Source organism: Gelidibacter sp., assembly GCF_053579655.1.
Window position 1 is genome coordinate 23,849 of record NZ_JBMDWE010000041.1, and the last position, 8,091, is coordinate 31,939.

General features: G+C 39.3%; 4 protein-coding genes. 1 reads left to right on the plus strand and 3 read right to left on the minus strand.

Going from position 1 to position 8,091, the window contains the following annotated elements:
* Positions 1-136 precede the first annotated feature (136 nt).
* A complete protein-coding gene (locus ACOH2D_RS16000) occupies positions 137-694 on the minus strand; it encodes an REP-associated tyrosine transposase (RefSeq protein WP_449535856.1) in 558 nt (185 codons plus the stop codon).
* A 307-nt stretch (positions 695-1,001) separates the two neighbouring features.
* On the opposite strand from ACOH2D_RS16000, the gene ACOH2D_RS16005 reads away from it, so the two are divergent.
* Positions 1,002-1,625, plus strand: coding sequence for a PH domain-containing protein (locus ACOH2D_RS16005; protein ID WP_348037076.1), 624 nt, complete (start codon positions 1,002-1,004; stop codon positions 1,623-1,625).
* 216 nt (positions 1,626-1,841) lie between these two features.
* Here ACOH2D_RS16005 and lacZ read toward each other — a convergent pair whose 3' ends face one another.
* Both lacZ and ACOH2D_RS16015 read right to left on the minus strand, forming a co-directional pair.
* Entirely contained in the window at positions 1,842-4,976 is a 3,135-nt protein-coding gene (gene lacZ, locus ACOH2D_RS16010) for a beta-galactosidase, LacZ type (RefSeq protein WP_449535857.1), read from the minus strand.
* Positions 4,977-4,986: 10 nt separating this feature from the next.
* Complete coding sequence (locus ACOH2D_RS16015; protein WP_449535858.1) at positions 4,987-8,013, minus strand: aminotransferase class III-fold pyridoxal phosphate-dependent enzyme; 3,027 nt, start codon at positions 8,011-8,013, stop codon at positions 4,987-4,989.
* Between the last annotated feature and the right edge of the window lie 78 nt (positions 8,014-8,091).

Consider the following 8,091-nt stretch of genomic DNA (forward strand, 5'->3'; position numbering starts at 1 on the left):
AAAATAGAACTCGGCTCATCTACAACCAGTGATGTATTATTTTAAGCCATATATTTCCAAAAGTTACCAAATAGGCATCGGCTAGCTTGCAAAAAGCGCAATATCAAATAAGTCAGACATAATAACTCAACGAACATCAACCCATAAAACCAGGGTCATCAATTTCAAGCACCGTATGATCGTCCTGAAAATTCCGTGCGCTTGAGTATTTATAGTGTAAAGGGTCTGTTACCAATCCAATCACCACCGGATTATTATGAATGTAGTTAATCTTTTGCTTGATGACTTTGTCAGTCCAAAGTTCGATGGGGTGGTTATGATGTTGCCAAAGTTGAAATTGAGATACGTTGGCAGATTTCTTTCCCGCGCGTTCCAACATCCATAGCAACCATTCCTTTCTACTCTCTTGCGAATTGCTTGCTATTGCCTCAACAATCCTTTTAGATGTATGTTTCTTGAAATCCCTTAATAATTCCATAGGCTTTTCATTCGCAGAACGAAAAACCATATGGACATGACTCGGCATAAAACAATAAGCGTAAAGTTCCATACCTTTGTGCGACCTACAATAACTGATACTGTTTGCCAATACATTAAAATAGACTTGTCTTGTAAATATGTCCAGCCAATACACGGTTGCAAACGAGACAAAATAAAGACCTGCCTTGTTATGGAATTTATACTTCCTAATCATATGACTAATATACAACTTGTTACCAAAGAAATAAATCTTTATGGGCACTCGTTGCAAACGAGCGCTAGCTTCGAGTAAAAAAAGCACAAATATCTAGACTTGAAAATAGTACTGGAAATGTAACTTTTGAAACGGTAATGAGAATTTTCAACGCATTAGGAGCAAAACTGAATTTAACTCTTCAAAGGTAAAATAACGATTTGCCAATAAACTGTATAAACCATTGGTCTGAGACTATTTGTATTGTTCGCAAATAAAACTCACAACTTCTAGTACCTTTAAACATTATTGGCAATTTAAAAACAAAATGAGAACAGAAATTAAAACAAAAGAAAAAGTCGTTTTGACCTTAAGAAAACATTGGTTTACATTAATTGAACCGCTTATTTGGTTTTTACTCTTTTTAACCCTCTCCTTGATAACTTTTAAAACAGCATACGGCATATTTTGTCATATTGGAACTGCATTGACGATCATATGGTTCACTTACAAATTTATGGACCGACAAACTAATATTTGGGTTGTAACGAATTTAAGAATCATTGATGAATACGGCGTGTTTTCGGTAAATTCAAAAGAAAGTCCATTAGACAAAATAAACAATGTTTCATACCATCAACCCTTCATTGGACGCGTTTTTGGTTACGGCGATGTTCAAATTCAAACTGCCGCTGAAATGGGCTCAACCACCCACAAGATGGTTGAGAAACCAAGACTATTAAAAGACACGATAACAAAATGTCAAGATCAGTATAGACAATCACAAATACAAGAACAAGCGCTACAGTTTGCAGGCACAATTGATGGTCGTCAAAACCCGAAATCATCTATTGCCGACGAATTAACAAAACTCCATGATCTTAAAGTAAAGGGAATACTATCAGAAGATGAATTTGACCAACTTAAAAAAAGGATGTTATCACAATATTAAAAATTCCTCTTCCACTGCAAATTCATCTTGTTCATCTCAAATTCGCGTCTTGAAACTCCTAACTTATTAATTGCCAAGGATCACTAATAAATAACCCCAAACTTCAGCTCGGGGCATTAATACGCATAACAACAAAGGGCTTTAGCCCAAACCACAATCCTAAGGACGGTTTGGCCAAAGCCCTTTACTTTCTCCCCAGCTAGAGTTTATTAAAAATTAATTATAAGGTTTAATCTCAAATGAATATTCGTAAACCTTATTCGCCGGAATGGTATATTCAGGATGCACTAATCGTCCCCATGAGGTATCGCCGCCAACGCCCATTTGCAGGTAATCAATGTTCCAAGTTACAATTTCTCCAATTTTAATGTCTGCGCCATGTTTTGAAGTCACAGGCACCAATCCAGAAGCTGATTCACTCGCATCATCACTGTTAAAATCAATTTCTGACATCGCAAATGGCCACACACTGGTATTGAGCAGAATGTTGCTGGATGCTTTTAAATTCAAATTGTCGGAAGACACCTTTACCCAACGCACGTCGGTTTTATTCCCAGTTTCTTGTGGACGCAGATACCGCTCGAAATGGTCAACGACTTTTCCGGAATACACTCCCGTTTTTACACCTGTTTTTCGATCCCAATAACTTTCTGTTTCGCCTTTTCCGTACCAAGAAATGTCTGTAAAGTCTTTTGGCAAGGTCATGTACATTCCTAAACGTGGCAGATTTGGAAGGTCTTTTTGATTGGGTTTAAAGCTATAAGCAACGTTTAGGCTTCCATCGGTTTTGACGGTGTATTTAATTATGACGTTGGCCTCATTGTTGGGCAAGCCATACGCCACTTTATAAGTGATACCGTCTTTAACTTGTCTTGGATTTTCAACGAGCTTTGAAGTATAATTGTAGGTCGCATCTTGCCAGACTTTCGCCCATTTAAACATATTATTTCCTAAATCATTATCGGTTGGTGCACGCCAAAAGTTAGGACGAATGGCTTCATTGGTAATGAGTTTCCCTTGATGCGTCCATGATTGTATTTCGCCAGACTTTGCATCGATATTAAAGTCAAAAACTTCGTTTTTTATGGTATAAAAATCTTTGCCTTCAACTACCTGAACAGGCTCTCCATCAGAAGAAGCTGTGCTGCCAAATTGGCCTTTCTGAAGTACAAATTCGTCCCAACCTACTTCATGTCCTTTAGGAACTAGATTTTTATCTTCTTTTTGAATCAAACTCACTTGAAGGATATATTCAGCTCCAGAAGACAGAGCCTTCGGAAAGTTTTCCAAGGTCATCTTTTTGGTCTCTTGCGGATTGACGTCGAGGGCAATATTCTGGCCTTGGAAGACTTCTTTGCCGTCCTTTAAAATTTTCCAGGACATGGTTTTATCTGAAAAATCCACAAAGAAATTCTTGTTTATAATTTCTACAACGCCATTCCCTAAATAGTGAAATTGCACTGGTTCATACACTTTTTTCACTTCGGTTAAATGCGGATGCGGATTGCGATACGGATCTATCAGACCGTTATTTAGGAAATTCCCGTCGGTTGGCAAATCGGGATGGTAATCATGACCATACGCCAAATATGGATTCCCATTTTCATCTTTATACTCCAAAGCCTGATCTACCCAATCCCAAATATAACCGCCTTGAAGATTAGGATAGGTTTCAATAATATCCCAGTAATCTTGCAAATTCCCCACTGAATTCCCCATGGCATGGGCATATTCAATCATGATGGAAGGTTTGTCAGAATTGGACTTGCCGTGATTGATTAAATATTCCGGCTTCGGATACATAGGGCAATACAGATCGGTATAATCTTCTTTTCCTGCCGGTTCGTATTGCACAATGCGATTGTCGTCATGTGCTTTTAACCATTTATAAGTGGTTCTGAAAATCTCGCCTCTGCCCGCTTCGTTTCCTAAGGACCAGGAATAAATGGACGGATGATTCCGGTCGCGATAATACATGCGTTGCGTACGCATTTCGTGAGCTGGCAACCAACTCATGGTGTTACCCAATTGCGTTTTTTCATCAATGGCCAAGGGATGGCTTTCAATATTAGCTTCATCCACCACATACAAACCATAGGTATCGCACAACTCCAACCAATACGGATCGTTGGGATAATGTGACGAACGCACGGCATTAATATTATTTTGTTTCATGAGCTGAATGTCCTTTTCCATCGATTCTTTTGACACGACATGCCCTGAAAAAGGATCGGTTTCATGACGATTTACGCCGCGGATATAAATGGCTTTTCCATTAATTAAAACTTGAGCATTTTTGATTTCAACACTTTTGAAACCTAATTTCCGTGTGATGTATTGATTATTTTTAGGATTGGCTTCGTCTTCTAAAACTATTTTCAAAGTATAGAGATTAGGTTGTTCTGCCGACCATTGTCTGACATTTTCAAGGATACGTTCAGAAACCAATTGAACACTCTCCTTCGGAAAAATATTTAAAACTTCAGCATCCTTATATTTTGAAGTTTGACCGTCAAAAACCTCAACAGAAACTTTTCTTTTGACCGCAGCATCCGAATGATTAACCACTGAAACAGTGTTTCTGAAAATTCCGTTTTGATAGTTGTCGTCCAAATTGGTATATGCGTAATAATCTGAAACGGAAACTTTGGGTTGCGTATATAAATACACTTCGCGTTCGATTCCGCTCATGCGTAAAAAATCTTGACTTTCCAGATAACTGGCATCGCTCCAACGGAACATTTGTAAGGCTAATATATTTTTCCCTGCCTTTAAATACTTGGTAATATTAAATTCGGCCGGTGTTTTACTACCTTGAGAATAACCAATATACTCGCCATTTAAGTATAGATACATGGCAGATTTTGCGCCCGCGAAATGCAAGATGACGTCTTCAGACAAAAAGTCTTTATCTAAAGTAATTTCTTTTCTATAAGTCCCGACCGGATTATAATCGTTTGGCGCATCGGGCCATTCTGTGGTAAACGGATAACGCTCGTCCAGATAAATAGGATGGTCATACCCTTCCACTTCCCAATTGGCAGGCACAGGAATGGTTTTCCAATCAGAATCATCATAATCGATGTTATGAAAGGTTGTAAGTCGTTGTTTTGGATCCTTAACCCAATTAAATTTCCAGGGACCATTCAAACTCATGAACCGTTTTGACTGTTCCTTTTCTTTTAGATCGGCATTTTCAAATCCGAAATACGTCGCGCGAGGGGCGAGTTTATGGTCTTCGAATATTTCGTGATTATAATGAAAGGTTTGTTCTGGCACTTCTGAAAGTGGCGCCGTTTTACACCCCATGACGAACAATACAGGGATAATAGTTAGTAATCTTAATCTCATAATAATTATTTTAAAGTTGCATGAAATCTTCAGCAAATATTTTTCTTAGATAAAAAATTAACTCTACTGCGTTTTCATTAGAAAAAACAATGGGTGGTTTAATTTTCAACACATTATGATCTGGGCCATCAGTACTCATCAAAATACCGTGGTCTTTCATTCGATTGGCCAAGTAATCGGTTTGTGCTGCCAATGGATTTATAGCCGCATCCACCAACTCAATACCCAGAAATAAGCCTTGTCCACGAACATCGCCGATTATCGGAAATTCCTCAGCCAACTTATTGAGTTCGGTTTTCAAGAACGTGCCGACTTTTAGGGCATTTTCTTGTAGTTTTTCTCTCTTTACGGTGCGAATCACTTCAGTGCCAATCGCACAGGATACGGGATTCCCTCCAAAAGTGTTGAAATACTCCATGCCATTGGCAAACTTTTCCGCAACCTCTTTTGTACAAGCTACCGCAGCCAATGGATGACCATTCCCCAATGGTTTACCAATAGTTACAATATCAGGGACGACATCGTGCAATTGAAAACCCCAAAACGTTTCGCCCATTCTGCCGCAGCCTGTTTGGACTTCGTCGGAAATACAAAGGCCGCCAGCAGCTCTGATTAAGCTATAGGCTTTTGCTAAAAACCCCTGTGGTAATTCTATTTGTCCACCACAACTGATAATCGGCTCGATTATGAAGGCACCGACGCCGCGACCCTTTTCGTGAACGACATCGATTTGTTTTTGGACTTCTTCAGCGTATTTTTTCCCGGCAGCGTCGCCTCTATATTTACCGCGATACGCATCCGGTAAAGGGAAAATATGAGTATGTTCGGGCGCGCCGCTTCCACCCTTTCCATCAAACTTATAGGAACTGATATCGATACACATATTGCTATTGCCGTGATAGCCGACTTCGCTTGCAATAATATCGCGTTGGCCAGTGGCCGCTTTGACCATTCGGATGGCCAACTCATTCGCTTCACTGCCTGAATTCACAAAATGCAACACGCTTAATTCTGCTGGCAAGGTTTCAAGAAGCTCTTTGGCCAAATCATTAATATTGTCGTGCAGATAGCGTGAATTGGTATTGATCAAAGCCATTTGCTCTTGACCTGCCTTGACGACCTCATAATGTTCATGCCCCACATGCGCGACGTTATTTACGGTGTCCAAATACATTTTACCAAATTGATCCATGAGATACTGTCCAGCACCACGAACCATTTTAATAGGCACTTTATATTGCAGGCTTAAACTTTTGCCTAAATGCTGTTTGCGATAGTTGATTAATTCTTGATTTGAAACTTCAATGGAATTATAAAGTCCTTCTGATTTAAATAATAAATTGGGATCTGGACAGATACTTTGCCAAACCTCTATTTGGTTATAATAAGCAACGCCAGGAAAGTCATTTTCAAAATTTAAAAGCGACAATAGCACTTGAAAATGAAGATGCGGCACCCAATTACCATTTTCAGTTGAGTTTCCTAATTCTCCTACGAGTCCCCCTTTTTGTATAAAGTCGCCAACCTTGTGTTTGGTAGTAGTCGCCACCGATAAGTGACCATAAAGCGTGTAAAATTCCAAACCAGCAGTCGCATGTTTTAAGATTACAAATCCGCCGTATTCTTTATTTCCGGCATTGTTTACAGCAACCACCACTTCGCCATCCAGCAAGGCATGAACAGGTGTATCACTTGGCAACCAAAAATCAATTCCTAAATGAATGGTTCTATTTTCTTTACCAGAATTACCTGTTTTACCATAAGCATTGGAGGTGTAAATAGCACGTGGTTCTAAATAACCGCCAGCGATGACTTTATTGGGAACTTGCTTTTGAAGTTGATTGATTTTAAACTCAAAGAGATCTAAATCGTCAAACTCCTTTTGATGTCCAATCCATTTGCTGGACACACTTAAATCTAAGTGCGCTAGGTCTTCCTTTTGAATTGTTGGAAACAGGTCTTCAAGTTTGAATTTTTGTTTTTCAGCCCAGTCCTTAAATGATTTTTGATAAGGATGCGCTTCAAAGCCACACGCATTTCTAAAACTATTATGGGCAAAATCAGAGCTTATCTGTCGCCATTTCTTAAGGACTTCCCAAGCCGGTTTTTCGCTGATTAACAAATAGGCATTATCAGGCTCCTTTATTTTATTTAAAGCAGATTTCGTGACCGAAATAACCAATCGCATGGCAATGGCATGATACAGATGCAGCAACTCTTCTTCCTGCAATTCAAATTTAGAATGATAGCCTTTTACGATGGACAAAGCAGCTTCCAACGGGTCGTTATGATCCATGATCGCATAGGCACAAGCCACGGCGAGATCATTGATAATTTGCGTGTGAATGGCATCTCCATAATCGATAACTGCCTGAACTTTTGGATGAATCAAATCGGAGGTCACAATAACATTATTGTCATTGCCATCATTATGAACGACGGCTTTTCTTAACTGCGCATAGCTTTCTTGAGATTTCTCAAATTGACTTTGAAAATATGCAATGATTTCTTTTTCGTCCGTATCAAACAAACCAACATGTGGTTTTGTCCAAAGTGCTTGTGCGATATCCCATTCAAAGGCCCGATGTGCTTCTGGATGATCAAAGCCTTGCAACGCTTGGGTTAATAAACCACATTGTTCGCCCAGGCTAAAACGCAAATCGTCCAACTGCGGATTAACGCCACTCCAAACCCGTCCAGAAATCCAAGTCAATAATCGGACATGACGTTTATGGCCATGAGCATCGATAATTTCAGAAATGGCGTTTCCATCGCCATCCACGATGACCTTTGGCACCATAAGATGTTCTCCATGAGCTTCAACAAACTGTAATATTTTTTGTTGAAAATCCAGATAGGATTCGCTTTCATTGTGACGCGAAATTTTCAGGATATAACCTTGAGAATTGGCGATTTTAATTCTAAAATTAAAATCTACTTCTCCAGGAAGTGCAGTTGCTTGACCTTTCAAGTTGAAAAGCTTAAACAGAATTTCTTCGGCTTCCTGATTTGAGATTTTTAAGTTATCGTAGTTCATTTAGTCGTTTTGTAATAACATGATGAGATGTGCTGCGCTCCAGCTGAAATTTTCAGCATTTAGTCCTTCGCCCGTGAT